The 26742-nt window shown below is 64.1% G+C and carries 19 protein-coding genes and 3 pseudogenes; 7 read left to right on the forward strand and 15 right to left on the reverse strand.

Annotated elements, in window-relative coordinates:
* Positions 1–295: 295 nt before the first annotated feature.
* Positions 296–2356 (forward strand): elongation factor G, encoded by a 2061-nt coding sequence (fusA, locus tag ACODS0_RS12160; protein ID WP_488835189.1) that lies wholly within the window; start codon positions 296–298, stop codon positions 2354–2356.
* Between the two features lie 362 nt (positions 2357–2718).
* On the opposite strand, the gene ACODS0_RS12165 is transcribed toward fusA, so the two are convergent.
* The 7 genes from ACODS0_RS12165 to ACODS0_RS12195 all read right to left on the reverse strand — a co-directional run bounded on the left by ACODS0_RS12165 (position 2719) and on the right by ACODS0_RS12195 (position 12773).
* The gene (locus ACODS0_RS12165) at positions 2719–3396 is read right to left on the reverse strand and encodes a hypothetical protein (RefSeq protein ID WP_488835191.1); all 678 of its coding nucleotides are present in this window, start codon (positions 3394–3396) and stop codon (positions 2719–2721) included.
* Positions 3397–3512: 116 nt separating this feature from the next.
* Positions 3513–4460: an IPTL-CTERM sorting domain-containing protein gene (locus ACODS0_RS12170; protein ID WP_488835193.1), complete on the reverse strand. Its 948-nt coding sequence runs from the start codon at positions 4458–4460 to the stop codon at positions 3513–3515.
* A gap of 92 nt (positions 4461–4552) precedes the next feature.
* Positions 4553–5527 carry a helix-turn-helix transcriptional regulator gene (locus ACODS0_RS12175; protein WP_488835428.1) on the reverse strand — a complete coding sequence of 325 codons (975 nt, stop codon included), beginning with the start codon at positions 5525–5527 and terminating at the stop codon, positions 4553–4555.
* A gap of 321 nt (positions 5528–5848) precedes the next feature.
* Positions 5849–8422 (reverse strand): AAA family ATPase, encoded by a 2574-nt coding sequence (locus ACODS0_RS12180; RefSeq protein ID WP_488835195.1) that lies wholly within the window; start codon positions 8420–8422, stop codon positions 5849–5851.
* Between the two features lie 391 nt (positions 8423–8813).
* Complete coding sequence (locus ACODS0_RS12185) at positions 8814–10079, reverse strand: HNH endonuclease (protein WP_488835197.1); 1266 nt, start codon at positions 10077–10079, stop codon at positions 8814–8816.
* A gap of 417 nt (positions 10080–10496) precedes the next feature.
* Positions 10497–11606, reverse strand: coding sequence for a helix-turn-helix transcriptional regulator (locus tag ACODS0_RS12190; protein WP_488835199.1), 1110 nt, complete (start codon positions 11604–11606; stop codon positions 10497–10499).
* Between the two features lie 60 nt (positions 11607–11666).
* Positions 11667–12773, reverse strand: a complete 1107-nt coding sequence (locus ACODS0_RS12195; protein WP_488835201.1) for a helix-turn-helix transcriptional regulator — start codon at positions 12771–12773, stop codon at positions 11667–11669.
* Positions 12774–12990: 217 nt separating this feature from the next.
* On the opposite strand from ACODS0_RS12195, the gene ACODS0_RS12200 reads away from it, so the two are divergent.
* The 3 genes from ACODS0_RS12200 to ACODS0_RS12210 all read left to right on the forward strand — a co-directional run bounded on the left by ACODS0_RS12200 (position 12991) and on the right by ACODS0_RS12210 (position 18955).
* Entirely contained in the window at positions 12991–13443 is a 453-nt protein-coding gene (locus ACODS0_RS12200) for a hypothetical protein (RefSeq protein WP_488835203.1), read from the forward strand.
* A 132-nt stretch (positions 13444–13575) separates the two neighbouring features.
* Positions 13576–15957, forward strand: coding sequence for a glycosyl hydrolase family 18 protein (locus ACODS0_RS12205; RefSeq protein WP_488835205.1), 2382 nt, complete (start codon positions 13576–13578; stop codon positions 15955–15957).
* 151 nt (positions 15958–16108) lie between these two features.
* Positions 16109–18955: a Kelch repeat-containing protein gene (locus ACODS0_RS12210; RefSeq protein WP_488835207.1), complete on the forward strand. Its 2847-nt coding sequence runs from the start codon at positions 16109–16111 to the stop codon at positions 18953–18955.
* A gap of 138 nt (positions 18956–19093) precedes the next feature.
* On the opposite strand, the pseudogene ACODS0_RS12215 reads toward ACODS0_RS12210, so the two are convergent.
* From ACODS0_RS12215 to ACODS0_RS12230, 4 genes and pseudogenes are all read right to left on the reverse strand, one after another.
* Positions 19094–19317: pseudogene (locus ACODS0_RS12215) on the reverse strand (hypothetical protein); the annotation flags it as partial.
* Positions 19271–19657, reverse strand: a pseudogene (locus ACODS0_RS12220) (helix-turn-helix domain-containing protein); the annotation flags it as partial. The pseudogenes ACODS0_RS12215 and ACODS0_RS12220, both read right to left, overlap by 47 nt.
* Before the next feature lie 138 nt (positions 19658–19795).
* Positions 19796–20812, reverse strand: a complete 1017-nt coding sequence (locus ACODS0_RS12225) for an amidohydrolase family protein (RefSeq protein ID WP_488835209.1) — start codon at positions 20810–20812, stop codon at positions 19796–19798.
* 577 nt (positions 20813–21389) lie between these two features.
* Positions 21390–22064: pseudogene (locus tag ACODS0_RS12230) on the reverse strand (EAL domain-containing protein); the annotation flags it as partial.
* 163 nt (positions 22065–22227) lie between these two features.
* On the opposite strand from ACODS0_RS12230, the gene ACODS0_RS12235 reads away from it, so the two are divergent.
* The 3 genes from ACODS0_RS12235 to ACODS0_RS12245 all read left to right on the forward strand — a co-directional run bounded on the left by ACODS0_RS12235 (position 22228) and on the right by ACODS0_RS12245 (position 23445).
* Entirely contained in the window at positions 22228–22548 is a 321-nt protein-coding gene (locus ACODS0_RS12235; RefSeq protein ID WP_488835211.1) for a hypothetical protein, read from the forward strand.
* Between the two features lie 210 nt (positions 22549–22758).
* Positions 22759–22941 carry a hypothetical protein gene (locus tag ACODS0_RS12240; protein ID WP_055393434.1) on the forward strand — a complete coding sequence of 61 codons (183 nt, stop codon included), beginning with the start codon at positions 22759–22761 and terminating at the stop codon, positions 22939–22941.
* 126 nt (positions 22942–23067) lie between these two features.
* Positions 23068–23445, forward strand: coding sequence for a hypothetical protein (locus tag ACODS0_RS12245; RefSeq protein WP_228894763.1), 378 nt, complete (start codon positions 23068–23070; stop codon positions 23443–23445).
* Between the two features lie 11 nt (positions 23446–23456).
* On the opposite strand, the gene ACODS0_RS12250 is transcribed toward ACODS0_RS12245, so the two are convergent.
* The 4 genes from ACODS0_RS12250 to ACODS0_RS12265 form a co-directional block, all read right to left on the reverse strand.
* Complete coding sequence (locus ACODS0_RS12250) at positions 23457–24137, reverse strand: hypothetical protein (protein WP_488835214.1); 681 nt, start codon at positions 24135–24137, stop codon at positions 23457–23459.
* Positions 24138–24172: 35 nt separating this feature from the next.
* Positions 24173–25210, reverse strand: a complete 1038-nt coding sequence (locus ACODS0_RS12255) for an MlaD family protein (RefSeq protein ID WP_487262610.1) — start codon at positions 25208–25210, stop codon at positions 24173–24175.
* 59 nt (positions 25211–25269) lie between these two features.
* Positions 25270–26070 (reverse strand): MlaE family ABC transporter permease, encoded by an 801-nt coding sequence (locus ACODS0_RS12260; RefSeq protein WP_121506797.1) that lies wholly within the window; start codon positions 26068–26070, stop codon positions 25270–25272.
* A 196-nt stretch (positions 26071–26266) separates the two neighbouring features.
* Complete coding sequence (locus ACODS0_RS12265; protein ID WP_488835217.1) at positions 26267–26728, reverse strand: Cd(II)/Pb(II)-responsive transcriptional regulator; 462 nt, start codon at positions 26726–26728, stop codon at positions 26267–26269.
* Between the last annotated feature and the right edge of the window lie 14 nt (positions 26729–26742).

Here is a 26742-nt window from a genome sequence, read left to right on the forward strand (position 1 = left end):
GTGTCCAACGCGATGACCGGCCGCCGGCAATGGCATGCATAGTCGACGGTGACAGTGGTCATGACGGGCTCAAAGAGTTATGTCAAGACAACTTGAGCGTGAGCCCATGTCTCTGCGCGCTGGCAACAAGGGGAGGTCAACGCGGCATGCATGCCGGTCAGGTACTGGAAATCGGCGGCGCAATCAACTTGCATCAGCGCGGTCAATCCCGTACGCTGCCCCGACGTCCACACGCAACGCCCGAGCCCATGCGGGCCGCCGGGCAGGCCTTCCGGACGTGCAAAGGAGTCCAACCATGCCAAGCCGATCGAACGGCCTCGCGGCCGAAATGAAAGCCGTGCGAACGTTGGCGCTCGTGGGCGCCGCGGCCGCCGGCAAGACCTCGCTGGCCGAGGCCTTGCTGTACAAGGCGGGCGCCATCGGCGCGTGCGGCAGCATCGATCGCGGCAGCACCGTCAGCGACTACGACCCGCTCGAGCGCCGCATGCAGCACTCGCTCAACGCATCGGTGATGCACCTCTCGCATGGCGGCACGCGCATCCACTTGATCGACACGCCCGGCGGCCCCGACTTTCTCGGCCAGAGCCTGCCGGCGCTGGAGGCGGTCGAAACGGTGGCGGTGGTCATCAATGCCGCCACCGGCATCGAGCCGATGGCGGTGCGCATGATGGAATACGCCGCCTCGCGCCGCCTCGCCCGCATGATCATCGTCAACAAGATCGACGCGCAGGGCGTCTCGCTGGCGGGCCTGCTGGCCGACATCCAGGCGACCTTCGGCCGCGAATGCCTGCCGCTGAACCTGCCCGACGGGGTCGGCAGGCAGGTGATCGACTGCTTCTTCAATCGTTTCGGGCGCTCCGACTTCGGCCCCGTCGAAGCGGCGCACCGCGCGCTGGTGGAACAGGTGGTCGAGGTCGACGCGGCCTTCGTCGATCGCTACCTCGAGGAAGGCGATGTGGATCCGGCCGAGCTGCACGCACCGCTCGAGCAGGCACTGCGCGAAGGCCACCTGATCCCGGTGTGTTTCGCCTCGTCGCGCAGCGGTGCCGGCGTGGCCGAGTTGCTGGACGTAATCGTCAAGCTCCTGCCCAATCCGACCGAAGCCAACCCGCCGAGCTTCATCGTTGGCGAGGACGCAGAGGCCATGCCCATGAAGGCCAAGCCTAACCCGACGCTGCACGTGCTGGCGCATGTGTTCAAGATCACGATCGACCCTTTTGTCGGCAAGATGGGCATCTTCCGCGTGCACCAGGGCACGGTCACGCGCGACAGCCAGCTCTACATCGGCGACGGCCGCAAGCCCTTCAAGGTGGGGCACCTGTTCATGCTCCAGGGCAAGGACCATGTCGAGGTGTCGCACGCGGCGCCGGGCGACATCGTGGCTGTGGCCAAGGTCGAGGAGATCCATTTCGATGCCGTGCTGCACGATGCGGCCGAAGACAGCCATGTGCACCTCGCGCCGCTGCCGTTCCCGGTGCCGGTGTACGGCCTGGCCGTGGAGCCCAAGCGGCATGGCGACGAGCAGCGCGCCTGGGAAATCCTCGGCAAGCTCGTGGCCGAGGACCCGTGCCTGCGGATCGAGCATGTGGCCGCGACCAACGAGACGGTGCTCTACGGGCTCGGCGAGCTGCACCTGCGCATCGTGCTCGAACGCCTGCGCGAGGTTTACCGCTTCGAGGTCCAGACGCGGCCACCGCGCATCGCCTATCGTGAGACCGTGACCGCTCCGGCCGAGGGCCACTATCGCCATAAGAAGCAGAGCGGTGGTGCCGGCCAGTTCGCCGAAGTCTTCCTGCGCATCGAGCCGCTCGCGCGCGGCGCGGGCTTCGAGTTCACCGACGAAGTCAGGGGCGGCGCGATCCCGGGCCAGTTCATCCCTGCCGTCGAGAAAGGCGTGCGCGAGGTCTTGGCGTACGGCGCGATCGCCGGCTACCCAGTGGTCGATGTGCGCGTCGTGGTGTACGACGGCAAGCACCATAGCGTGGACAGCAAGGACATCGCCTTCGCGACCGCCGGCAGCAAGGCCTTCATGGCGGCGATTCGCGAGGCCCGGCCGGCTGTGCTCGAGCCGATTGTCCAGATCGAGATCGCCGTGCCCGAGCATTCCGTGGGCGACGTTACGAGCGACCTGTCGTTGCGGCGCGGCCTGGTCACCGGCACATCGGGGCTGGGGGCCGGCACTGTAGCCATCGGCGGCCGGGTGCCAGAGGCTGAGCTGGCTGACTACCAGTCGCGGCTCAATGCGATGACCAGCGGCCAGGGGCGCTACACCGTCGCGTTGTCGCACTACGAGGCCGTGCCGTCGGCCGTCCAACAGACGCTGATGGGGCAGTACCGGGTGCGCGAAGACGTCTAGGAAAAGCGCAGCGCCATTGCGAGACAACTAAACGAGAGGCTGCGCAAGGCGCTCGGCTACCAAACGCCCGCGGAGATGCTCAGCGAATGTGTTGCATCGACCGGTTGAATCTGCCTCCGTGAGCTAATCGGGACGCGTGTTCTGCAACATCGCGGCGGTCAGCTTGATTGAGTGGTTGCCGAGATTGCCATGGCTTGTGTCAGATTTATCTCGCGAAACGGCTTCATCCGCTTGAGGCTTGCGAAACATGCATGCCGTGTGTTGTGGGCTTGTCCGCCAGCAATGCACCCGTCTCATTGCAATGTCATCGAGTAGCCTGAATGGCTTGCCAATGTGTCAAGTGACACGTTCAAGGTATGCATTCATGCTTTTCGGCGAAACACTGTCCCCATGCCAGCTAACAACGCAGACAGCAGCACGAGTTGCGCCCCGCCCAGCGCAGGTACTGGCGTAGCGTTGGGTTCCAGCACCGCCGAGGTGCAAGGGGCTGTGAACGGGTGCGGCGGACTCCAGCGGGAAAGCTGCTGTGTCTGTACGCCACCCGAAGCGTCGTCTACGCTGCGGTTCTGAGCGGCATCGGAGAACACGTTGTTGATGCCGTTTGCAAACCAATGGGCCGGCATGGTGTGCGTGATGCCGATGCTGCTGAACGATGCTCCCACCGGGTCGCCGGTGATCTCGGTGAACATGCCCGTCAGGATGCCCGCACCGTTGGTGGTGGCGCTGCCTGATGCTACCGTGGGCGCGGAGGTGGCGAGGTCTTGAACAAACCCGACATTGCGCGCATCGTTCATGCGCCAGATCGTGCATGTTAGGTGCGCGGGGGTCCACACCTGGTCGGCAGTGGAGTTACCACCATTGTCGAACACGAAGGTGACGCTGTAGGTCTGGCCGCTGAGGATTTCTGGGAAGTCGGTGGTCGAAACAACTCCGATGTAGGTTGTGGCGTAGGGTGCTGCTGTTGTGGTGCAAGGGATGCAGGCGGCGCAGACCAGCAAGGATGCGAAGAACGCACTACGGCGATTACTGAGGTATGGCATGAAGGTTCTCGGATAGGAATTGACAGGCGGGGTGACGGCCTGCAACGGTTACGGTGATGCCATGAATGGGATAGCGTGATGCGCTTGTTTGATAGGCGCTGACCGTCAAGTGACGTTCAAGCCTCATTGCGTCGCATTGCGCGCAAACCCAGCATGGCCGCAGCCAGTGACAGCAGCGCCAGCGCCCACTCGCCCAGCGTTGGCACGGGAGCGACCGGCCCGGGCGGAGCGCCGTTGCACTGCGCGTGCCAGGGAGTCTCACCGGTTGCGACATCCCAATCGTTGCTGACGGACGGCGTAAGCGGGTTGGGGCACAAAATGGACTGGCCCGTGAGCAGCGAGTTGGGTGCTGCGGGCACGGGGCCGGTGAGCTGGTTCTGGCTTACCACCAGTCTCTGCAAGCCGACGGGCAACGCAGGGATGCCCCCGGTGAGCTGGTTTTGGTGCACCGAAAAGATCTGCAGGGCGGGCACGCCCGCGAGTGACGGGATGCCGCCCGTGAGCTGGTTATTGCGCACCAGAAACCACTCCAGCGAAGGTAAGTTGGTGAGGGGGGGCAGCGACCCGGAAAATGCGTTCAGCACAGCGAAGTAGCGCCTGAGATGCTGCAGACCCGAGGGGTCTGGCAGCGGGCCGGAGAACTGGTTGTCGCCCACGCTGAAGAATTCCAGTTGGCTCAACCCGGCGATGGGCGGCACGGAGCCTGTCAGGCTGCCGTTACTGATAGCGATGGAGATGAGATCCGGCAGCGCCGCCCAGTCGGGCAGCGGTGTACCAGGCGGCGTGCTCGACATGTTGTTGGAGTCGAACGTCAGTTCGGTGACGGTAGTCTCACCCACATCGCAGGTGATGCCGGCCCAGTTGCACTCGGTTCCCGGCACGCCGCCCCAGCCACTGTTGTTGAGCCAGTTGGGGCCATTGGTGGCGAAGTAAAAGTCCATCAGGTACTGGCGCTGCGATGGAGGAATGGCGGCCTGCGCACTGGCGGCGGCCAGCAGGGCAAGCACAGCCAGCTTGGCAATAAAGCTGCGAAGACAGGAGGGGACGGGTATGTGAAATGGCATGGTGCAGCGATTCTTGAAAAACCACCGCGCCGCGTCGTTGCTGGCAACGACAATCGTTGTGCCAGAGGCGACATGCCCCTCTGAAAAGAGATTCAACCCGCGATGCCGCGCACCTCGCTGGGTGTCATGCCGAAGCGCCGCCGGAACGCCCGACTGAAGGCGGAAAAATCGTCGAATCCATTCTCCAGAGCGATTTCCAGCACGCGGCGATGGCGCTGTGCAGGATTCGCCAGCGCAGCGCGGGCCTGCTCCAACCGGGCATCCCGCACGTAGTCGGAAAAGCACGTACCCTCGCGCGCGAACAAGCGCTGCACTTGCCGCGGAGTGATGTGGTGCAGGTGTGCGATCTGCGCAAGACTCAGCTCCGACTGCGCGATGCGCGCGAGGATGTCGCGCTGAATGAGCGCTAGGCGCGGCACATCCACTGCGTCGCGACCAGGCGGTTGTGCGCCTTGCTTCGCTGGCGCGAGCATGTCTGCCATCAGCTCCTGCAGATGCAAACGGGCCGACTGAAGCAGCGAAGCGGAGGGCTGCGGGATCTTTGCCAATAGTTGGGCATAGCCCATTACCAAGGCAGGTTCGGGTCGCTCTTGAGGCAACCGTCGCAGCGGCGCCTCTTCCAGCCTCGCTCCCCACCGCGCTAGTGCGGCGCGGGGCACCTGGAGGCTCGCAGTTCGCCCGCCCCTCAGGTGAATGAATTCATGCGCGCGAGCCTTTGAATGCAAAACAAAGCCCCCCGCAGGTATCTCCAAGTCGCCTCCTGCCGCGCGGATCACGCAGCCGTCCTGCGTCGTAGTGAGCAAGAGGTCATCTGCCCCAGCACTTACATACGCAGTCTTGTGCTCGAAGTGCGCGGGCGTGTGTTCGCTGTATGCATATGCAGCCCCTGCTCCAAGTGGCAACAAAGTAACCGTAAAGTCCAGCGGCACCGCTCCTTCGCAGGGCCACAAGTCCACATGCATCAGCACGCGACCAAACAGCTCGCGCAGCGCATCAGACTTGTCGCGCCCGGTGTAGTCATGGGATGACAGTTGTAGGCGCTGAGGAGGATTAGGCGTTTGCTGCATGGAAATTACGGCAACGGATTCACGGCAGTGCAAGCCATCAGTTTAAGCCGCAGGTGGGCGATCACAGGTGTTTGCTGCTCCGAGCTGTCCGTCATCTGTCGCACTCACAATCGGCGCAACGAGCCGGTGCATGTTGGAATGCTGCGTCGGATAGCAACCGTCGTTTAGTCCACCTAGCTTTTGCTGCGGTGCGCAGCCTGAAGCTGCCGAGCCGGGGTCCGTTCCGCAGCGGTTGCAGTCAGTCGATGGGCCGCGAGCCACAGGCCGCTCTCAAGTTCAAAGCGGTCTTAGGCTCGAAGAGCAGACAGCGTTGTTGGGACTTCATCGGCCGGCACGAAGGTCCAGGGCGTCGACTTCTTCTAGCGTCCGAACCACGGACTCCACCAGGTCCGCATCGAAGTCGTCTCGGTTTGCCTCTTCGTGCGTGCCCTTGTTCAGGTAGGTCCACACCAAGTTTGCTGCTGGGATGCCAAGGATTCGGCCGTACGCGGCCAAGAGCCGGGGCTTGTTGGCGTGGTTGAAGTGCGCTGCGTCGTCGAGCCGCTTGCGCAGGGCTTCGCACAGGTTGCGCAGGCCCGGCTCGGCGCCGACGCCAGCGAGTTGCAGGTTGAGCACGCCCAGTTCGTGGCTGCCGAGCCAACGCCATACCTTCTCCGAGAGCATCTCAAGGCCTTGACGGCAGGCAGCGAGGGCATCGCGGTGATCGAGGTTGTCCTTTGACGCGCGGGCCTTGGCCACGTAGTTCTTGATCGAGACATTGCCCGACACGCGCGGCTGGTAATCGCCCGCGTGGTTGCGGAATAGGTAGATCTTGCAGTCTTCGCGGCGCGCCGCGGGCAAGTGCTGCTGGATGTCCTTGATGAACTCGTTGCTGTGGCAGGTGACGATGAGTTGCGTGTCGGCGAAGTGGTCGCTCTCGAAGATCGTCTCGCGGATGCCGCCGCGGTGGTCGTGGTCGATGGCGTTGATGGCGTCGTCGAACACGACTAGGGGGCTTTGGACGGTCTTGGCTTTGGCCAGCAGGATTGCAAGGCCCAGGCAGCGAATGTGGCCCTCGCTGAGGATGCGCAGGGCGTCCACCCGCACGCCGGGATTGCCCCGGAACGCGATCTCGATCTTCTGCTCGCCGTTGAGGGGCAAGTGGAGGGCTGCGAGCTTGTCGGGATCGAGGTCATTGTTGTTGAACTCGTTGTAGAGGTTCATGGCCGTGTCGTTGAGGCCCGCCATCAACATGCCGGGAAGCTGGTTGCGGTAGCCGCGCAGCAACCCAAGGAATCGGTCGTATGCCGCCTTGATAGGGGCGTCCCGCGCGAGGTCGACGGCTTCTTGAGCCACGTCGGCGATCAGTTGCGCGTTGTCCACGTCGAACGCTGCGATCCTGGCCCTGGCAGCGGCGACGCCGTCCACGAGTTGCTTGCGCTTCAACTCCTGGGCTTGGATGGCCAGTTGCAGGGTGACGAGAGCTGCGCGCTCGTTGACGTGCTGTTGCCGCTCCTGGCGGGCTAGCTCCGAGGTCGAGTCCTGGGCCGCGATGCGGTCGGCCACCACCAGGATCGCCTCAAGCGTGACGGCCTCGGCCTGTTCACCCTCTTGCGGCTGCTTGGTTGGGTAGACAGCCGACCACCATTCGCCAGCCGGTTCGGCCGCGAGCCCTGCGAGGAACCGCCCCACGGGAGACGCTTGCTCCTCATTCGCTGCCAAGTAAGCGGACAGGCTGCCAAGCTGGCGCCGCAGCTCGCGCGAAGTCGTGCCGACCTGGCGCTGCGCGGTCGCGCGCTTCTCTTGCAGCTCGCCGAGCTCCTTCAAGTCGGCCAAGCCCGCCGTGGCCTTCTCAAATGGGTTGGACTTGGCGTCAGCAAGCGGCGTGTCGCAGGCCGGGCAGTGTTCGCCGTGGGTGGCTTGCAATGCGAGGACGGCGGTGTAGAGGTCTTTGAAGGAGACTTGGCTGCTGCGCGCCTCGAGCTTGGCGGCGATGCCGGCGAGCTCTTCCTGGGCCGCGCGCGGCGCTTCAAAGGCGGCCAGAAGGCCATCGCGCGCGATACCGATGGCGGCCGGCGGCAGAGCGCCAAGAATACCGTCGAGCTCTTGCATGCGCCCTGGCGCCTCGGCCGTGCCGATGAAAGCTTTGAGCTCGTAGTACGCCATGCCGTCCTGATGCGCGGCGGCCATCGCGGCCTCTTCGGCCGCTAGGCCAACCAGGGCTTGGGCCTCGCCGTTGACTGTGGCTTGGTCGTTGGTCAGAGCGTTGCGCTTGCCGTTGAGGGCGACCTGCTTGGTAGCCATCGTCACGAGCTGCGCGTCAATGGACTCGTTGAAGTGGCCGACGAACTCGTTGAACTTCTCCATGCCAAACAGCGTGGCGATCAGCTCCGTGCGCTGCGCCGGCGGCCTGGCCGCAATCCGCGAGAACGCATCGATGCGGTTTTTCTCGATGAAGCAGAACCGGAAGGTGTCGGCGTTGGCGACAACGCCGACCTCCCCGTTCTGGTGGTCGGTCGCTCGCAGGGCCGGCGCCTCGAAGCGGCGGGCGTGCAGGTTGGCCAGGTAGGTGCGCCCGTCGATCCGCTTGGTCTCGGCCTCCTCGACAGAGCCCAGCAGGCCGAACTCCAAGCCTTCGCAGAAGCTGGTCTTGCCGCTGCCATTGGGGCCGTAGAACAAGACGACCCGCTTTTGCAGATCGAAGGATTCCGGGTTGCGAAACCCTCGAAACGGGCCGATTGTCATGCCCCGCAGCCGCTTCCAGGGCCAGGCGCCGTCGGCCGCTACGGCTTCGATGTCTGGCGGGCCATCAGGTGTCTGGGCCAGCTCTTGGCGAGCCTTGCCCACCAGATAGATTGAGCGCTGGCTGTGTTGGCGCGAGGTGCGCGCCAGTGCGTCGAAGTGGGTCAGGGCCATGTTGGCCAGGCGCCTCACCTCCGGCGGAGCTTGCGTAGCTGGCGCATGCAACCAGGCCACGAACCGCTCAAAGTCTCGTTTGGAAGATGCCATGTCGCTCCCGACAAATCTGATATCAGCTTGCAGGGCGGGCTGCCGATCACCCTTATCAGGGGGACTGTCAAAGCCGCACAAAGCGCTGTTGCTGGTCGATAGTATCCAACTGTTACGAGTTTGACGACACAGAAGGTGCTTGGATCTGCCCTATGCCTCGCCAGCCAATGGAGTCCGGGTCGCCAGCTAACACGGAGCCGCCCAACGCCAGCGCAGGGCGACCGGCCGCAATCAGTCTGGCGCCGACAGCGCGTCGCTGCGATTGGCTACCGAGGAACGCTGTTGGATTGACGGGTCGTCAGAGCCGTTGCGCCTCGGCTGCCAGAAACCTGACATGCCGACTCTCAAGGTTCGTCGGCGATGGCTGAGCTAGGAAGCTATCAGGCAAGACGGGCAACGAAGTGCCGTTGAGGTTCCAATACTCGGAACCTTTCAGCATCTTGGAGACGTGGATCGTGCAGCGCCCATCGACAGACAATAGCTGTACGTCATACAGCGTGTGAATGTCGGCCCGTAGTAGCAAGCCGTTGGTCAGGCGGTAGTTCGTCTCTTCCGAGTGCGGCACGATGTGTGCCGCCTCGAGGAGATCCGCGACGGCGGAACCCGTGACGGCACAGCGTCGACCGTACGCGGCCAGCAAGCTCATGCGAAATTCCGCCTGCCCCCTGCGAAATTTGATTTCAGCAAGCCTCCTCGCGTCGTCCGCACCGGGAGCATCTTTGCCGTTAGAAGGATTGCCTGGCGTCGGGTCGGCGTCTGGGCGTATCCCGCGAACCACCAGGCACTCGCCTGTGTCGCGGGCGTACCGGTGAACAAACCACGACTCCGGATCCAGACGACGCAGGGCCACTTTGGACGCCTTCTCCGCAATCTCGTCCCGGCTCCGTATGTCGCCTGCATTCAATATCGCTCGCAGAGGCAACCCCTTCCGGTACGAGAGGTCCAGTGCGTCGTCAAACGCCCTCGCCCTCCGCGCCTGCTGGATGACCCGAGACTTCCTGTCCGACGATTGCCTCGAGTCGCGAGCCGCACGTTCCAGATCACGCGCTAACTCCTGTACGTTCTCGCTGTAAGTGATCCGACCCGAGCCTTCGTCCATCAAGTCGCACCACAGGCACAGCACAAAGCCTTCGCCCTCCGATCCGAACGACCAGTCGTAGCAGTAGTCCGGATTCGCCTTCGGCTTCTCAACAACGCTGCCGTCTGCCCGGTAGGACCATGCACTGACGTCGATCCCAGCCTGTACAAGCAAGTCCATGAGGTGCTCAAGCTCGCTCGGGTACAGGCTCGCAATCGAAGCGGTGGAGGTATCAGTGCCCGCACGTCGGAATTCGATCATCCTGCGCTTGATGTCAAGATTGCAGCTCTCCCAACCTGCCCGTAGCCAAAGGTGCGCCCACCCATGGCTGTCACGCGTCCGGGAGTTGGCCCACCACGCGCCATGCGTGTATGCAGTTCTTGGAAGCGTGAGCTTCGCTAACTGTTCGATCTCGCCGAAGCTCAGCCGAATGTGGTCCTGCTTCAGCCCGGCAAGGTAGTGTGCGAGGGGTAGGTACTTGCTCATGCTCGAAACTGTACGCGCGCCTCGGAAGCGGCAGGCAGTCGCTTCATGCGCTGATGACTTCCGCTCCTGGTGACACCGGTCGTTTGGGACTTGACTCTGAGCGGCTGCTCCCAGCCTAAAGCAGCCCACTGCACCGCCCACACCTTTGGGTTCCAGCGACAAAAGTCCCTCAGATGAGGCGCCTTGCATTTCACAATGCAGAATTTCCCCAGCGAACTTTATTCACATCCGCCGCACTATTTTTTGGCGTTACAAGTCATCACCCCGCCCAGCGGGTCACTCCACCGTGACACTCTTCGCCAAATTTCCGGGCTTATTGAAGCCGCTGCGGCCCTGGACGAGGATGGGAACGAAGTTGCGCGTAGAGACCGCGCCGACAATGCCGCACATCCGGCGCAATACCGCGCGGGTCACCGCTCAGGGGATTCGTAGTTGCGCCATCAGATCCGCACGGCTAGCCACCCCCATGCGCGCGTAAAGCTGGCGCCGGTGGTACACCACCGTATTGACGCTGATGCCCATGCGGGCTGCAACCTGCGACTCGGGCAGACCACGTGCCAGCCAATAGGCCAGTTCGTGCTGGCGCTGTGGCAGTCCTTTGGCACGCAAGTCGGCGAGCAGCAGTGCGCTGCGCGCCACACGTTGAGTGATGTGGATGGCTACCGCCTGGCCCGCACCCTCCGCACTGTTGAGTGGGATTGCCTGCAGTACGAACCGGCCGTGGGCGTTGCGCACCTGCATCTGCGGCCAGAGTACTCCTGAGTGCCTGGTGGCATCCGGCGCACGCCACTGCAGGCGCTGCATCAACAGTTGCAGCGGCAGGGGCAAGGGGCCATCGCGCGCATGGTCTTGCCGCCAGCGCCAGCCAAAGGCCTTTGCGAGCAGCACATCGGCTTGTTCGGAAGTCCAAAGAAGACTCCCGATGGAGGATATCGCGAGTACACCTTGGCCGCATGCCTCGCTGTCGCCCTCCTCCAAATCGCAGGGCTGCAGCACCCGCGCTAGGCTTGGCTCCAGACGTGCCAGCATGGCCGCTTCGTCAGGCCGAAACGGCGCAGCCCCTGGCGGGCGAAATAGAAACAGGATGCCCACGCCCCGACCCTCAGGGGTGCGCAGCGCCAGGCTCAGCCAGTCCCCCACACCTGCGGGCCGCATCACCACGTTGTAGTAATCGCTGCGTAAAAGCCCCCCGTAGGGCACGGTCAGCATCTGCGTGAGCGTCTGCGGACCGAGTCGATGGCGCGTGATGTCGCTGGCGTTCTGCAGCACGTTATGGAACACCTCGCGCTCACTGCGCAGGATGCGCGGATCAAAATGGTCGGGCACTGCTGCCAGCACGTCGGCATGCTCCATGTGGACTCCAAGGTCGCCGTTAGAGTCGGTGTAAAAGTAGCCGCTGGAGTCAAAACCGATCAGCGCGTGCAGCAATTCGAGCACGGACCCGATCAACTCCGGACCGTTGGTGTCCAGACGCGCCAGGTAGCGCAGGTGGGCAACGGCGTTCATCGCTTGGCGGTGCGTGGGCATGGTGGGGGTCGGCGCTGTTAGCAAAGGCGCCAAATCTAGTGCGCCCTCGCGCACCACGACCTACCCCCACGGGGTAGTTGAGGGTGGCAGCAGCCGGTCGACCAGCCCCTGCCGACTCTGCACACCCAGCGCCGCGTAGAGATGGCGGCGGTGGTAGACCACCGTGTTGACACTCACACCCATGCGCTGGGCGATCTGTGATTCCTGCACCCCGCGCGCGATCCAGTACGCCAGCTCCGCTTGGCGCCGGGGCAGTCCCACGGTGCGCAGCCGTGCCAACAGCTGAATGCCGCGAGGCACGCGGTGGGTGATGTAGATGGCGGCGGCCTCGCCTGCGCCTGCCACTCCTGCAAGGCGCGTGGCACGCAGGGAGAAAGCGCCGTTTGCCGTGCGCAAAGTCACCTCGGGTAGCGGTCCATCGTCGCTCGCATCGGGCCAGAACAGGCGCTGCACCAGCAACTGCACCACATCCGGCAAGTCACCTCGGCCCACGCGCCAACGCGTACCCAGGCCCAGGGCCAGCAGCGTCTGCGCTTCGGGCGACACCCATTGCAGCCGCCCCTCGGGCGATACGACCAGCAACCCCTGGCCGCAGACCTCGTTGTCCCCGGCATCGGCCTCGCTTGGTTGAAGCGCGCGCGCCAGCACGGGTTCCAGCCGCCCCAGGGCGGCGGCCTCCTCAGGCGCGAAGCGCGGGTCCGCCTCGCGGCGAAACAGCCACAGAATGCCCACCCCTTGGCCTGCAGACGTACGCAACGGAAGCTTCAGCCCGTCGCCTACGTCGCCGGGGCGCAGCACCGCGTTGAAAAAGTCGCTGCGTATCAGCTCGGGCACGGACACCTTGGCCATCTGCGGCAGCATCTGCACGCCTCGTTCCAAGCGCAGGGCCTCGCTGAAGTGACGCGCGCCGCGGTGCATCACCCTCGCCTCGCTGTACTGGATCCGGGGGTCGAAGTAGTCGGGCATCGCCGCCTGAAGGACGGGGTTTTCCATGAAAACCTCCATCTCGCCTTGCGCTCCGGGATGGATGAGGCAACCCGCGTCAAACCCGATCAGCTGGTGTAGCTCAGCCAGCACGGGCGAGATGGCTTGCGCCCCAGTGACATCCAGGCAGGCGAGTTGCCGCAGGCGGGCGGCGGCTTGGGTGTTGCGACGGGGCGGGGGCATGACTTATTTCACAAAAACGCGAATGTAGCGCGCCCTGCCACCACACGACTACCCCGTCGGGATAGGGCGGTGCAGGCGATGCGCTACTAGCCTTGCCAGGACCTTAACGGCAGGCTCATGTACTCACCTGATATCTATCGAAATTGATAGCTGTTGACGGCTTCCTATCAAGCGCTAGCGGAACTTTCCGCATCAAAACTGACTTTGCAGGCACCTCATGAACCCACCCCTGACCCGCACCCTGGCGAGCCTCACGCTCGCCGCGATGGCCTTGCTCGCAACCACCACTAGCGCCTGGGCCGCAGGTGTCGCCGACCCAGCGCGCCTGCGCCTCACACCCGCGCTGCTGGATCGCATGGAAGCGGCGGCTGCAGAACTTCGAAAGCTACCTCAGCCGCCCGACAAGCTGGGCAATGAAGACGAAGTGGATGCCGAATCAGTGGATGACATCGCCCGCAAGCTCGACGCCCACCCCCAGGTTCGCGCTGCCCTGGCGCGCCACGGACTCAACAGCCGCGAATACGCCGCCGCCGCGCTGGCTGCGCTACACGCCGGCATGGTGCTCGCCGTGGAGAAAGCGCCCGGCGCCAAACCGGCGCAAGGCCTGACGCCCGAGCAGCGCGCCAATGTCGAGGTAATGCGCACACGCCAGAAGAGAGGCGGCAAGTGACGGCCCGGAGGCTTGTTTCTTCTCCCCGCCCCCGCCCGCTGTCACACCTCGGACGTGGCGCACTCCGTCTGCATTCGCCCGTTCTTGCCCATGTTTCTTTCCAAACAACAACACTGAAGAGGAGTTTTTCACATGCACCTGACATACAAGAGCGCCCGCCGCGCCGGCGCGGCGTTGCGCGCGCTAGCCGCATCCCTCCCACTGCTCGGCGGCGGCGCCCACGCGCTCGAGTGCCCCCGCGGCCAATGGCTGGCCGAGTACTTTCCGAACATCACGCTATCAGGCGCACCCGCGCTGCAGCGCTGCGAGAAAAGCCCCATCGACCACTACTGGGTAGGACCCGAAGGCAGCCCCAACCCTGCACATCTGCCGGTGGACGGCTTCTCTGCCCGCTGGACAGCCACGCTGCCATTCAACGGCGGCACCGCCCACTTCATTACCTTCACCGATGACGGTGTACGTGTCTTCGTCAATGACCGCAAGGTCATCGACAACTGGACGGTGCACGGCATCACTATGGACGAGGCGCGCGTTCCGCTGAGTGCGGGCCACCATACGGTGCGCATGGAGTATTTTGAAGCCGGTGGCGAAGGCCTGGCCCAACTGGTGGTCGAGGAGGACGCGTCAACCCCTCCGCCGCCCGCCCCCCCGCAGATCCAGTCCTTCACAGCCCAGCCTGCCACCGTGGACGCTGGCGGCACCAGCATCCTGACCTGGAGCACCGGCAATGCCGTGGCCTGCACCTCCACGGGCGGCTGGAGCGGCGAGCAAGCCCCCAACGGTGGCGCTACAGTGCGCCCGCAGGCCTCCACCACCTACGGTCTGACCTGCCGCAGCGCAGAGGGCAACACCGTCAGCGCATCGACCACCGTCACCGTGCGCGACGGTCCGCCACCCGCGCCGCCAGCCATTGCCCGTTTCGGCGCCACGCCATCGCGCGTATTGGTGGGCGACAGCACCCGGCTGTCCTGGCAGGCTACCAACGCTGTATCCTGCACGGCATCGGGAGGCTGGAGCGGCTCGTTTGCGCCCGAAGGCGAAGAAGTGGTGCGCCCTGCGGCCAGCACGTCGTACACCCTTGCCTGCAGCAACGGCACAGGGCAGACGGCCACCGCCACGACCCAAGTCGCGGTGGATGCAGCCAACCCCCTGCCCCCAGTCGGCGGGCTGAACGGCACGGCCACACCCCAGGGTGTGCGACTTGGCTGGAACCCCGTCACACAGAGCGGCAAATGGGTGACCGGCTACTACGCAGGCTGGTACTGGACGATGTATCCGCCCGATGCCGTGGACATGAGCACCATGACGCACTTCATCTTCGGCCGCTATGCGCCCGCACTGGGCTCGCTGCCTGGAGGGCGCGCAGGCGATCTACTGGAAGGCGCGGGCAACGCGCACATCGAGGTTGAAGACGCCCTCATCGCCAAGGCCCACACGGCAGGCGTGAAGGCAATGATGATGATCGGCGGGGAAAACGATGGCCCCGGGTTTCTGGCCGCCACCGCCAACCCCACGGTGCGCGCGCGCTTCATCCAGAACATCCTGGACAAGGCTGTGCAGAAGAACTATGACGGAGTGGACATCGACTGGGAAGAGAACCTGGACACCCCGGAAGGCCGCGCCCAGGCCCTGGGTCTCCTGCGCGAACTGCGCGCCGCGTCCGCGCAGCGCCCCCGCTACCAAGCCACTCCGTTGGTGTTGAGCTGGCCCGGCTTCTGGGTAAACAAGAACCAACCCGACGTCACGTCCTGGCATGCCGAAGTCGCCGCCGCCGTGGACCAGTTCAACCTGATGACCTACAGCATGGCGGGCGACTGGGGCTGGCTGTCATGGCACCACTCGCCGCTGTTCGGCGCGGGCGACCTGCACCCCACATCGATTGAATCGACCGTGCAGGCCTACCTGGATGCGGGCGTGCCACGCTCCAAGCTGGGCATCGGCATCGGTTTGTATGGCGCGTACTACAACAATCCCGTCACCGGCCCGCGCCAGAGCCTGCAAGGCATGCAGGGCTGGATGAACAACGGTGACTGGATGAACTTCTACCAGCGCCTCGTGGAGGACAACGCCTTCGGCCAGCCCGGCGCCACCCGCCATTGGGACGAGGTGGCCAAGCAGAGCTACATCACGTACACCCAGCCCTGGTGGCGTTCCGGCGACACTCCCGTGACCTACCTGAGCTACGAGGACGAGCACTCCATCGCCGCCAAGGGGCAATGGGTGCGCGAGCAGGGCCTGGGTGGCACGCTGGTGTGGACAGTGAACTACGGCTATCTGCCGCGGCAGAACGCCAACCCGCAGATGCAGGCCGTCAAGCAGTCCTTCATCGCCGCCAGCGCTGCGGGCTACCGTGTGTACCGCAACGGCGTGGCCATTGGCACCGTGGCCTCGGGCACGACCTACACCGACACCAGCGCGCCGCGCGGCGGCAGCCACAGCTACCAGGTGGCCATGCTGGACGCCGCAGGCAACGAGGGACCGCTGTCGGCCCCGGTTGTGGTGCAGGTGCCTTGAAGCGTACCCCAGTTCTGTGACGCGAGGGCCTGACGCCCTCCTCCTTTTTGCCTTTCGCTCCATCACTCAATTTTTAGGAGCTGCCAGCGCCCTATCCAGAAGCGTTGCAGCCCTCATTTTTTCTTCAATTTTTGAAGGGGAATCACCTCCCATGCTCACCCTCGCCCCCAGCCTGCGGCACCTGCTGTGCATCAGCGCGCTGTACCTCCTGGCTTCTGCCGCGCAAGCCCAATGGTTGCCAGGCCCTGACTTCAACGGCGCGCGCTTCCAGCACACCGCCACCCCGCTACCCGGCGGCGGCGTTTTGGTGGCTGGTGGCGACGACGGCACCGGCGCGCTGGCGACCACCCTGCGCCACAACGGCGGCACCGGCCAATGGACCGCCGCCGCGCCGCTGCCCCAGCCCCGCCTAGGGCACACCGGCACGCTGCTGCGCAATGGCACCGTACTGATTGCTGGCGGCACCAGTGCCACGGGCACTCCATTGCGCAGCGCCGCAACCTACGACCCCATGGACGACGCCTTCACGCCAGCGCCTGATCTGGCGGTGGCCCGCCGCCATCACACCGCCACGGTGCTGCGCGACGGCCGCGTGCTGATCGTGGGCGGCCGAGGCGGTGCGGGTCAGGCGGCGCTGCGTTCCGCAGAGATCTATGACCCTGCTAGCCGCACCTGGAGCAGCGCGGACCAGATGCCGGGCCAGGGTGCGCGTCACCACACGGCCACGCTATTGCAAGACGGGCGCGTACTGGTCGTCGCCGGCATGGACAATGGCGAAATTGCCACGGCGCATGCGTCCATCTATGACCCGGCCGCTAACACCTGGACGCCTGCTGCCGCTCTGCCCCTGGCTGAGCGGCGCATGTTCCACACCGCAACCCTCTTGCCCGATGGCCGGGTGTATGTGGCGGGAGGCGAGCAGGAAGACGGTACGGTGTTCAACGGCCCGACCTGGCTCTATGACCCCACGACTAATAGCTGGACCGCCGCCGCCAGCATCGGCCAGCGCACCCGGCACAGTGCCACGCTGCAGGCTGACGGGCGCGTTCTGCTAGGTGGTGGCCGCGCCAGCGCCGGCGTGCTGGTCGCAAGCAGCGCTTTCTTCAACCCCGCCGACGGCACCGTGGCGCCCGGGGGCAACCTGATCCCTGCGCGCGAGTGGCACACGGCCACGCTGCTACCCACCGGCCAGGTGCTGACCGTGGGCGGCCGCGGTGCCGGGGGTACACTCACCAGCCCCCAGATCTTCACCCCCACGGCCGCCATATCCACCGTGCCGACTGCGCCGCGCACGGCAACCGCCGAGTTCACCGCCACCGTGCTGGCCGATGGCTCGGTACTTGTGGCGGGCGGGAGTGTCTATGGCGGCGGACACGCACTGCCTATGCGCTACCGCCCAACAACAGACGACTGGGTGAGTGCAGGGACTCCCTCCGTGGCCTTCAGGCGTCATCAGACACAGACTCTGCTGAACGATGGCAGAGTGCTGATGGCGGGAGGCGCGGGCAACACAGAGGCTCACGCCAGCGCCGAAGTCTTCGACCCTGTCGCCAACACCTGGAGCGCCACGCTACCGATGGCGCAGGCCCGCCTCATGCACACGGCCACGCAGCTGCCCGGAGGCAGCGTGCTGGTGGTGGGCGGCACCGCGCAGATCAACGGCGCACCGCTGGCCCACGCGGAGATCTACCACCCGGTTGTGGGCCTGTGGCTGGCGGCAGCACCCCTGCCCCAGCCGCGCAGCAGCCATACCGCCACGCTCATGCCAGACGGGCGCGTGATGGTGGTGGGCGGCAGCGCTGGTGGCAACCATGTTGCCAGCACCACTTTCTACAACCCGGCCACCAATACCTGGACCAACGGCCCAAGCCTGAACCAGGCGCGCGGCAGACATACCGCCACCCTGCTGCCGGGCGGGCGGGTCCACGTCGCGGGTGGGTGGAACAGCAACAGCACCCAGATCTTGACCAGCGCGGAAATCTACGACCCAAGCAATGGAGCCTGGAACAGTGTCTCCACCATGACTGAAGCGCGCTCCAACTCGACGGCCACCCTGCTGCCGGACGGCCGGGTGATGATGGTGGGAGGTTGGGGCGGCTTTTCCGAGGTGCGACGCATCGAGGTTTTCGACCCTGTCCTCAGCAGGTGGAGCATCGTTCAAACCCTCGCACAGGGCCGAAATGGCCACGAGGCTCTGCTGCTGGCCGATGGCAGGGTGCTACTGGTTGGCGGGTATGCGCCCGGCGCTGGAAACCCAGACCAGCCGCTGTTGATCGACATCCAGCCCACCGCGCGCCCGCGCCCCATCATCACCAACAACTTCACCCTGCAAGACCCCGGCGCGCCGCTGCAACTCATCGGCACCAGGTTCACCGGCGATGGGGAAGCTGCGAGCGGAGGCACACAGCAGGCCGCCAGCAACCTGCCTCAGGTTCGACTGCAGCGCATGGAAGGGGGCTCGGCTGTGTGGCTGGATGCGCTGCTGTCCAACGACAACGGCTACACGTCGCGGCCGCTGCCCACCAACTTGCTCCCAGGCCTGTACCAGGCACGTGTATTCAGCAACGCAATAGGTTCCACCGCCTACACATTCGAACTGCGCGCAATGACGGCAGCACCTGGCGCGCCCACCGGAGTGACGGCCACGCCGGGCAGTGCGCAGGTCACCATCTCCTGGCAGCACCCAGCCGGCGGAGCCACGCCCGCGAGCTACACCGTCACCGCGCAGCCGGGCGGGGCAAGCTGTACCGTACTGCACCCCGCCACAAGCTGCACCGTCACGGGGCTCACCAATGGCAGGGCCTACACCTTCACCGTGACAGCTAACGCGCAGGGCGGCAGCAGCTCTGCGCCGCCAACGGCCGGGGTTACGCCCCGGGCCGGAGCAGGCCCTGGCCCCGGCGACGTACATCCCGTGCCCACACTGTCCCTGTGGGGCTTGCTATCGCTGGCCTTGGTGATGTCGGTTGCGGGACTGCGCCGCCGCGCGGAAAACTAAGGATGCTCTGCACGAATACCTTTAAACCAGGCCACTGCAGTGCCTGAGCTAAGACTGCGCTCGTTTTCAGCAGTTCGGCGCGCCCCTTGGGCCAGGTGTGGGCGCGGCGCTGAGGCCCCTACCCCAATCTTCGGGGCCTTACGCACCCTGCACGCGCACGCGGCGCACGCACTCCAGCAACTTGCGCCTTGTCATCCACAGATTGCATGACGCCAACAGCGAAACGATCTGTGCCGTTTTCTTTTTGAGCACCGTCTGTATCTTGCCCATGCAGCGTGGCAGTTGACTTCGATCACATCACCGACATTGCCACTGCCATCTCGCACTGTATGCACCAAGCCAGAGTCCGCATCCACGCCAATGCTGCTCGATCAGTTGCGCCACAGCCTGACGTGTCCGCAGTGCGTAAGGCATCTTGAGCTGATCGGGCGTCTTATCCATGATCAGCATCCGAACCCGTGCCTCTTGCTCGGCGCTGAGCAGTCGCTTGTCGCCAAACTGGCGTCCACCCGGGGCATCTTGCAGCGCATTCGCACCGTGCTACTCATGACGCTTGCAAATGTTGAATACGCCTGTCTTGCTCAACCCTGTCAGCTGAGCAATCTCATCAAGCGTATGACCCGCTTTGCGTAGTCGGATGACCTGTACCCGACGCTCGTGGCGCGCCGGTCTTGGAAAACTTCTCATGTCTGTTGCGTTCATCATTCATGCTGATGATGAAAGACTCCAAAAGTACAATTTAATGAAGGCCGGATCAATAGCGATTGATGAACAGGGGCGGCCACGGCCCGTCCCACACCCCTCCCAGTCGGCATAGCGCGCGCTACCGCCAACTTTCCTTCACGGTGTCGATTCAGGGCGCTGCAGGGGCGCAGCAACTACAGGGTCTATGCCCACAAGACGCAGCAAGGTGCCGCTGGCCACTTGCTCTCGCGCACCGGGTTTCAACTGCGCCAGAAAACTCTGCACGCTGGCGTACTTCATCTCGTCACTGGCGGCAGAGCGGTGGCTGGCGTCCGTTCCCACCATGAAGCGTGCGGGCATCGACTCAATCAGCGCCAGCCACTCCGGCCACACCCGCACGCCGTCTCGCAGGATAGTGTAGTCGGGTGACCGAGGGTGGAGCGCCCAGGTGCGTGCGCTCAGCTCGTAGTACAAGTTGGGGTATCGGTCCAGCATGCGCCGAGCAAGAAACAAGGGCGTGTACCCGCCGTGCGCCCAGATCACGGGCACATCGGGGAACCTCTGCAGCAACTGCTCCAGGTCTGCCATGCGCGTACTTTCCACATGCACCATCACCGGCACCTTGTGCTTGCGCGCCAGCTCCATGATCCCGGTCATCATGGGTCCGATGACACCAAAGTCGGTCTCGGCAAACCCCGCCGACGGAAAGTGCACGGCAGAGATTTCGCCAATGCCTTTGAACAAACCGGTGGCCAGCATGTCGTCAAGCTGCTGCAGCAATGCCTTGCTGTCGCCCTCCCAATGAGGGCGGTATACAGTGCGTTCGGGCGATATCGACGCAAACGGAATCAGCCTGCCGGGGTGTAAGCGCGCGCCCTCGGCCACCGATTCGTTGCTGCTGCGGCCACCCCAGAACACCACCGCCTGGCTGGCGCCCCAGCGCTGCATGAGGTTCAGCTGCATGGGCAGGCTGTTCAGGTGCACATGCGCATCCACAAACGGAATGCGCTCCGCTTGTGCAAGGTCGGAACGTGGCGCATCGGTGGTCGCAGCAGACAGGGGCTGGCGCCGCACCTTGTCCACTGCATCGCCATGCGACCATGTGTTGGCAGCCAGAGTGATCAGGCAGACAGCCAGCAGGCTGTGGAAGATGGCAACAGGGGGATGCGGCATAACGACGGTGCAGAAAAGAATGCAGCGTATCAAGAGAACCCGGGTCACGCCCTCCCTCGGGCAGATAGGAAAAGACCAGAGCAGGACCGCCACAGGCAGCACGCAACTGGGTAGCCGAACTGTGAAGGTGACACCGGGCGGCTGGACCAAGAAGGGCGGGCCTCAGAAATGCACGACGACAGAACTGTTCTGTCGCCGGCAAGCGCCAAGCGTTTCGCAACCTCAAGAATTGGACCCAAAAGGTCGAGTCCGAGTCCGACGAAGCGCTCGATCTGGCGCACATCGCACGCTTCAAATGGCCCAAGCACTACCACTTCGCCGAGGCACTGCCCAAGAACAACTATGGCAAGGTGCTCAAGACCGCGTTGCGCCTATTGGACCAGCGGAAGTAGGCTGGCTGTTGATTTCCACGCAAACCTAACCTGCTGGCGCCCCATCCTGCAACAGGATGACGGGAATTTTCGGTGGCGAAAACCAGGTGCCTCGAACCTTGCGCAGGTGGCTCCTGGTAACGGCCGTTCAGATAGGTGTACGCCCAAAGGGCGAGGCTTGCCCACTCGGGCGTCCATCGAGGACGTTAGCCGCTTTTGGGGACTAAGGCCCTTCGCTGCTCCATATGACGCTGCACCCAGGCAACCAGCTCATGCGCTTCCATAGGCATTGCGATGTGGTATCCCTGGCCTTCCTGGCAGTCCATTCCGACGAGTGCACTCCAGACAGTCGCATCCTCAATTCCTTCCGCCAATACGCTGAGGCCCAGCTTTCGCCCCAATTGAGCCACCATCTCGGCGATTCGGGCGCTGCGCGGCTCACTCAACTGACGAACAAAGGAACGATCAATCTTGATGCGATCCAGAGGCAGCCGCTCAAGATAGCTCAGCGACGAGTATCCGGTCCCGAAGTCATCGATTGCAATGGATATGCCCTGCGCGCGTAGGGCTGAGAGGGTTTGCTCCAAGAATTGAGTCGGAAGCGCAGCGACTGATTCAGTAATCTCCAACTCCAGGTGTAGTCCCTGCAACCCGTTGGTCGCCAGCGCTGCGCAGACAAGGTCAAAGAACCCAGGGTCCTGCAACTGCACCGTGGAAACATTCACAGCCATTCTCTGCGGGGCGGTACCGGAGTTCAGAAGCTCGCGCATCGTTGCACAGGCTGTGTTGAGAACCCACTCGCCCAATCCCACGATGAGGCCGGAATGTTCGGCGACGGGGATGAACTGATCTGGAGGGACAAATTTTTCGTTTCGGCCTCTCAAGTGACACGGAGCGCTTTCAGCGCCTCCTTCCCGCCTCGCGAAATGCCGGGAGCGGTGGGACCAAACCCGCCGATTTGTTGCAAAACGTGTGATTGGTTGTCACGCCGCGGCGCACTATTCACAATAAATGACTCCACCCAAAAGGAGTGCACCTATGCCCATGGAGCTACTGTTCGTCCTTGCACAGAGCAAGCTGCCCATGATGATCGAGAAGCCCTGCGACGTTGACAAGCTTCGGGTGCTGGCGGCTGCTCAGCTCGTAGAGGTGCAGCTTCCCGATGTGCGTGCCAAGGAGCAAAAAGCAGAGGTTCTTGCCATTTCGCCGCAAGGGCGGGCAGCGCTGGCAACAACCTACCCCCGTCACCCATTCAAGTTCGCGCCCATGCGCTCTGCGCCAGCGCCGGCTTCGGCCGTTTGGCTTCCGTCTTTGGACTCCTGCCAAGTGCAGCGCGGTGGGACAAGGACCACGCTGGACTCCTAGTGTCATGCGCATGCTCGCTCTACGGAACATCTGAGCACAACCAAGCTTCTGAATGACTTGCAACCAAAGGCAACAAACCGGGGTCATCTGCGGATATCGCACTTGTCTGACAGACGCTGGCCGCGCGTTTTGCTGAAATCCTCTCCATCAGCCATTGAGGCTGACCCGGGAGCTCATTGGGACTCCCACCTTTTTGACAAAGGATCCGCCATGAAGCGCCACCCCTTGACACCCGGAACCCGCGCCCTCGCTGCGTTTGCCGGCACGGTTGTGCTTGCGGTACTGGCGGCGGCATCGTTGCTGATGCCCGATGTGACCGTGCAGTCGGTGGATTCGATGCCGCTTTTGCCCAGTGGGCTGGACCAGATCTTTCCCTCCAGTCTGTTTGAGTGAACTTGTGCATGAGGTGGAGTGGTTTAGCACGCCTACTCGCCATGGGTAGCAAAAAGCATAGCATCGGAGTACCATCTGGCGCTGCGCACCGGGATTTTCGGTGGCAATCTAGAATGGAGGACGATCGTGACCACACGTTTTCGAATCTCTGCAAGTCTTTTTTCTGCTCGCTTCTTCGCGCGGCCTGTGGCGGCGACAGCGCTGCTGGTGGCGATGGGGGGATGCACCAGCCCGAGGGATGGCTCCCTTGAAGAATTCGCGCGCTGGCATGACGGTGCGCGCGCCCAGGCCCAGGCCGGGGCGCTGAGCTGGAGCGAACTCTACAAACAGAGTTTTGACCGCCTGACCGCCCTGCCGCCCTCGTTGCAACAAGACACGCGCCTGGAAAACACGGTGCTGTTGTTATCCACCGCCCGCAAATACGAAGCCAATGAGATCACCGCCCAGCAGTTTGCGCTGGAGCGGGAACACATCGAAACGCAATTGCAGGCACGCCTGCGCTAGCCGTTCGCGCCTCAGCGCTGCGGCGCACCCTGCTCCACGATGGCAATGCGCCGACGCAGCGCTGCAGTGGCTTGCTGGTCGCCCGCAGCTTCAGTGCGTTGCACCTGCACACTGAGCCAGGCCATCAACGGCCTGCGCCAGCCCTGGGCAGAGGCTGTGTCAGCAGCGATAGCGATCACCGCCGGGCTGGCGCGCCCCGACTGAAACAGCACCCCAGCTGCCACGAGGCGCGACAGCGGGTCTTCCAAAGCGGGCAACGCAGATGCATCGCCCGATGCAGCTACCTTGCGCTGCGCTTCGGGCAGCAAGCCCACGTCCTGGGGCTGTACTCGCCCCCCCAGATAGTCGGCATAAGCGCGCTCGGGCGCGGCGGCGTCGGCGCGCAGTGGTTCAAAGCGCTCGCAGGGGCCAGGTACCAAGCTGGCGACCTGCGCGGCGCAGCGCATCAGTTCCAGGCGGGCCAGCAAGTCTGGGCGGCCCGTGCGGGCCACTTCAGCCCTGGCGCGGTCCCATTCGAGCTGCTCGACGCGGGGGTTGCCCGACAGATAGGCTTCGAGGGCCTTCTGGGCTGAGCCTTGAGCGTTCATCTGCCAGTCGGGCACGGTAGGTTTGCTGGAGCATGCTGACAACAACGCCGCCGCAACGACCACAGCTCCCAGCAATGACACCCGCAGTGGCCTGGCCAGGTGCATGGGCTTCGAAGGGAATGCAGAAACTGAAAAGGGCTTCATGGCAGCTTGAGTTCCGTATCCCGCGCAAAAGGCCATTTGCGGTTGATTTCGTTGACCAGGCTTTCCACCTTGCGCAGATTGCTTTCCACCTCGGCGCGCAAGGCCCCCAGGTCAGTGGTGGCTTCGCGGGCATTGGCGCCAATGGCCTGGGCCTCCACCAGCACCGCGTCCACCTTTTTCAGGCTGGTGCGGGTGTCGGCCAACAAACCATTGAGCTGGGCCACGGTGGCGCGCACCTCAGGTACCAGCGCTTCCTTGCTGCCTTCGGCACCAAATACCTGTTTGTCAGCCCGCGCCGCCATGCCATCCAGGCGCGCCAGCAGGGCATTGGTGCGGTCGAGCGTGGCAACAATTTTCTTCCCGTCGGCCTCATTGCCCATCAGCACTCCCAGCATGCCGCCAGGGCCGTTGAGGCGTTCGGTGAGCGCCTGCACATTGGTCAGGCTGCTGCCCAGGGCAGCGTCCTGCGCCGTGAGCGCATTGAGGTTAGACAGCAGTTCGCGCGCCGAGGCCATGAGCTGCGGGATTTCGGCGGTGGCGTCGCCACGCAGCACGGGGCGCACGGCACCATCGGGCAGGAGCTTGTCGTTCAGCATGCCGGTGTAGGCGCGGATATTGGTGCCACCCACGATGCCCCGCACCAGGGTGAACACGCTGGATTCACGCAGCCAGTGCGCGTCCTTGCGGGGCACGTCCACGATGATGCGGGCGTTGCCGGTTTCGGCCAGTTCGATGCGGCGCACGCGGCCAATGGGGAAACCCGAGAACGTCATGTCCATGCCCACCACCACGCCTTCAGAGTCGTCGGCCGTCAGCACCAGGGTCTGCGTGGGCTCGAACGCACCACGCGCATACAGCAGGTACAGGCCCGACCCGACGATGAGGGCCAACGTGAACAGCAGCAACGCCGCCGCCTTGATCTCCAGGTAAGCCACCGGGCGCAGGGTTTCCACGGGCGCCACGTCGGTGGCAGGAGAAGCCGGGGCTGGCCCTGGGGGCGGCGTTTGGCGGGCGTTGTGGTTCTCGTCGTTCATGGTGCCGGAAGGTGGGTCGCCGTAAAGGGATGGGGTAGTCGGGTGTCAGCAGACATCGGTCAGTAGTAGTTGCCCATGAGCGAGGCCACCTCGATCATCAGCAGCACGGCAAACATGCGGGCCAAGCCGCCCAGCTCTGAATCGGGCTGGGTGCGATCGCCCGTGTCGTACAGGCCTGCCGCCATGGGGATCAGCGCTACGGCCAGGCTGAAGAACACGGTCTTGAGCGCGAACACCATCGTCACGCTGGGCGTGAACACCTGGCCAAACATGCGGGTGTAGCTGGGCAGCCCCGCCAAGTTGAAACCATACACCCCCAGGTACGCCAGCACCAGGGCCACCACACAGCTGAGCGCGGCGAGCGTGATGCAGGCGAACACTCCAGCGATCACGCGCGGCAGAAGCTCGATGCGCACCGGGTCCGAGCCGTGGGCGCGCAGCGCGTCGAACCGTCCGGTTTGCCGCAGCCGCGTGATCTGCGAGCCATTGGGGATGGTGCAGCGCATGGCGACGAACAGCGCCGCCGTGAGCGGGATCAGCTCCAGCACCAGCACGCGGATCACCATCTCCAGCGCATAGCGCGACAGGCCATAGCTGAGCGCCGTGACCACCACGATGCGCGTGAGCACCAGGCTGATCAGGGCAGCCAGCACCGTAAAGCCGAGCAGCACCGGGGCGGTGTCGAGATACAGGTGGCGCGCCAGCGCCTTGCGCGTGCCCTTGCCATAGCTGGACGGCGACAACACCAGCACCAGCACCACCGCCCCCAGATACAAGATGCGCCACCAGGCGACCGCCCAGCGCCGCGCGGTGTTCCACACACGTTCGGGCAGGGAGAGGCCGGGCAAGCGCGAAATCATGGTCGGATCATAGCGGGGCACTCACAGAGAGCGTTGACGGTGGACTGCCATAGAAATTTTTCGATGTTTTTGGCATCTAGCGCTTGATAGATAAGCGCAAACAGCTATCATTTTTATAGCATTTTCAAACACAGAGGAAACAGCTACTCACATCCTTGCGGAAGCTGGTGCTTGCAAGCGCCCACGGCAGACCGGGCTACACATGCCGCTTTGCCGCAGCGGTGGCGAACGGCACAGCGGGCTGCGCATCCGCACGCGCGTGCAGGGCTTCGATGATGTGACAGTGGGCATCTGTCCCATCGCAGCGGTCGCGCAGCGCGAGCAGGTCGGCCTCCAGGGTCTGCAGCTCTGCCAGGCGGGCACGCACATGCTGCAGATGGTCATCCAGTGTGTCGCGTGCGGCGTCGCAGTCTTCTTTGCGGCTCCAGTCCAGTGCCAACAGGGTTCGCACTTCATGCAGCGACATGTCCATGGCACGGCAAAGTCGGATGAAGCGCAGCTGGTGCACGTCCGCGCCGCTGTACAGGCGGTAGCTGTTGTCGCCCCGCACGCCGGGGGGCAACAGCCCCTCCTTCTCGTAGTAGCGGATGTTGGCGGCAGACACCCCGGACTGCAGGGCGGCCTCGCCAATGCGAAACTGCACAGCGTTCTGATCCATGGCTTGACCTTCAA

It is taken from the genome of Acidovorax sp. FG60 (assembly GCF_057808995.1).

Coding starts and splice junctions, on each gene's coding strand:
- ACODS0_RS12190 (WP_488835199.1), bottom strand. CDS start 11,606: ATGCCCACGCACCGCCAAGCGATGAACGCCGTTGCCCACCTGCGCTAC.
- ACODS0_RS12205 (WP_488835205.1), top strand. CDS start 13,576: ATGCACCTGACATACAAGAGCGCCCGCCGCGCCGGCGCGGCGTTGCGC.
- ACODS0_RS12210 (WP_488835207.1), top strand. CDS start 16,109: ATGCTCACCCTCGCCCCCAGCCTGCGGCACCTGCTGTGCATCAGCGCG.
- ACODS0_RS12200 (WP_488835203.1), top strand. CDS start 12,991: ATGAACCCACCCCTGACCCGCACCCTGGCGAGCCTCACGCTCGCCGCG.
- ACODS0_RS12195 (WP_488835201.1), bottom strand. CDS start 12,773: ATGCCCCCGCCCCGTCGCAACACCCAAGCCGCCGCCCGCCTGCGGCAA.
- ACODS0_RS12165 (WP_488835191.1), bottom strand. CDS start 3,396: ATGCCATACCTCAGTAATCGCCGTAGTGCGTTCTTCGCATCCTTGCTG.
- ACODS0_RS12175 (WP_488835428.1), bottom strand. CDS start 5,527: ATGCAGCAAACGCCTAATCCTCCTCAGCGCCTACAACTGTCATCCCAT.
- ACODS0_RS12260 (WP_121506797.1), bottom strand. CDS start 26,070: ATGATTTCGCGCTTGCCCGGCCTCTCCCTGCCCGAACGTGTGTGGAAC.
- ACODS0_RS12225 (WP_488835209.1), bottom strand. CDS start 20,812: ATGCCGCATCCCCCTGTTGCCATCTTCCACAGCCTGCTGGCTGTCTGC.
- ACODS0_RS12170 (WP_488835193.1), bottom strand. CDS start 4,460: ATGCCATTTCACATACCCGTCCCCTCCTGTCTTCGCAGCTTTATTGCC.
- ACODS0_RS12180 (WP_488835195.1), bottom strand. CDS start 8,422: ATGGCCCTGACCCACTTCGACGCACTGGCGCGCACCTCGCGCCAACAC.
- ACODS0_RS12235 (WP_488835211.1), top strand. CDS start 22,228: ATGGAGCTACTGTTCGTCCTTGCACAGAGCAAGCTGCCCATGATGATC.
- fusA (WP_488835189.1), top strand. CDS start 296: ATGCCAAGCCGATCGAACGGCCTCGCGGCCGAAATGAAAGCCGTGCGA.
- ACODS0_RS12250 (WP_488835214.1), bottom strand. CDS start 24,137: ATGCACCTGGCCAGGCCACTGCGGGTGTCATTGCTGGGAGCTGTGGTC.
- ACODS0_RS12240 (WP_055393434.1), top strand. CDS start 22,759: ATGAAGCGCCACCCCTTGACACCCGGAACCCGCGCCCTCGCTGCGTTT.
- ACODS0_RS12265 (WP_488835217.1), bottom strand. CDS start 26,728: ATGGATCAGAACGCTGTGCAGTTTCGCATTGGCGAGGCCGCCCTGCAG.
- ACODS0_RS12185 (WP_488835197.1), bottom strand. CDS start 10,079: ATGAGCAAGTACCTACCCCTCGCACACTACCTTGCCGGGCTGAAGCAG.
- ACODS0_RS12255 (WP_487262610.1), bottom strand. CDS start 25,210: ATGAACGACGAGAACCACAACGCCCGCCAAACGCCGCCCCCAGGGCCA.